A 1,084-nucleotide genomic window follows, 5' to 3' on the forward strand; every position below is an offset into this window, starting at 1 on the left:
GACTTACGATTATGACCCAAGAACCTGCAGCCCTGTTCCATAGCCACTTTCACGAGCCCTGTTCCATGAAAACGATAACCCAAATCATCGTATTGTCCCTGCTGTTGCCGTTGTTTGGCTGCTCAACAAACCTGTCCATGAAAAACAATGAACTCGGCCCGCCGGTTTCCGTTCCAGCGCCTGTTACAGCAGAAGCTTTGCTTGAATTAGAAAAACGTCGCGCGATACATTCGAGGTATGCTTCTGATACATACCGGCACGATTTTTTCGAAACCAGCCAATTCGTTTATACCGCTACACGAAAACCCTATGTGCTGGGTTTTGCCCGTCAATATGCCGCCAGTCATCCTGACTGGTCGCGGGTGACCAACAATGTTCTGGATGTCGCCAATATCGGCATGCACTTGTTCAGCAGCGGGCCGGCTCTGGGACCGCTGTGGCTGACCCTGGTTGACATCGATTCGCATGTTATCCAGAAATCAGAGGAAGGTAAAACCATGCACATGCCGTCGTTGACGGTTTACACACCTTATCCTGACCTGAATCATTTGCCGGTGGATGAAGCGCTGGTTGAGGGTACGCGGCGGCTGGGTGAGCAATTGGTGAGCACGGAACTGTGTCATTACCATACTTATTCGCGGTTGGGTGCTTATGGCTGGTTTATCCCCAACACCGTACATCGGCGGGCACTCATGTGCGGCCGGCCCAACCCCACCGTGCCCAGCGCCGCGGAGTTCGGCAATGCCTGGATTGAAACGCTCGTGCTTGATGAGAAAAATCCACTAAGCCGGCTGTTTGGTGTTGGTACTGTCGTGTCGACTTTTTTCTGGCTGCCGGAATGGACCAATTATTGGGGAGAAATCCAGCAAGCTTTCTATGATTATGTCTGGGAAGGCCCTGAATTCACAGCGGCTGTTGATGGTTTCAAGGTGCTGAAAACCGTGATGCCCGATGATGCTTATGCAGTTATCACCGGACCGGACGGTGAGGGCAACTGGCGGGTGTTTGTCGCCCACCAGGATGTCATGGTGGCCTACCCGCCGCCCTGGGCGACCATCAAAAAGCCGCCGGAACAAGCCGCTCA

General features: G+C 53.2%; 1 protein-coding gene. It reads left to right on the forward strand.

The window, feature by feature from the left end:
• Positions 1 to 65 precede the first annotated feature (65 nt).
• Positions 66 to 1,084: hypothetical protein (locus ACOCD2_RS21440; RefSeq protein WP_419588632.1), on the forward strand; the 1,019-nt coding region annotated here is incomplete at its 3' end.

It is taken from the genome of Thiolapillus sp., assembly GCF_048562965.1.
Lineage (GTDB): Bacteria > Pseudomonadota > Gammaproteobacteria > Chromatiales > Chromatiaceae > Thiolapillus > Thiolapillus brandeum_A.